The following is a 444-nucleotide window of genomic DNA, read 5'->3' as shown; positions in this document are numbered from 1 at the left end:
GAATATAGCCAAACGCCTTCGATGCGCTCTTACCATACTCGCCATTATAGGGGACAAGGCTAAACAAACGCTCTTCTCCTTTTCGGCTAATGACGTAATCCAAAAAGCCAAGCTTGATCAGATGAGAGTGAAGGGGCACATACCGCCATGAACTGGCGTTTTTGACGCTCCGGTTATCTCGAGCATGAATTTCGAAGAAGTGTATCCCTCCATGTTCACTAATATCTTTAGGCGCCAGCGCCGCCAGCTCTTCCAGTCGAGCACCAGAGTATATGCCAAGCAAGGGGAGCCAATACTTCCATCGCTCTGATGTGCTGTTTTTGTGCTTCAGATACAGGTCAGATGAGAACCAAAGCGCCAGCTCATGCTCAGTCCAGGTCTTCCGTCTGGGGGGCTGCTTGACTTGTTGTTTTTTCCTCTGGGTGAACGGGTTGCTATCTAATT

1 pseudogene is annotated in these 444 nt (G+C 49.1%); it reads right to left on the bottom strand.

The features are described 5' to 3' along the window. Positions 1–444, bottom strand: a pseudogene (locus HUS66_RS17460) (hypothetical protein); the annotation flags it as partial.

The organism is Onishia taeanensis (assembly GCF_013349955.1).
Lineage (GTDB): Bacteria > Pseudomonadota > Gammaproteobacteria > Pseudomonadales > Halomonadaceae > Onishia > Onishia taeanensis_B.
The sequence above is the reverse complement of the archived record's forward strand: the minus strand, read 5'-3'. Positions and strand labels throughout refer to the sequence as shown.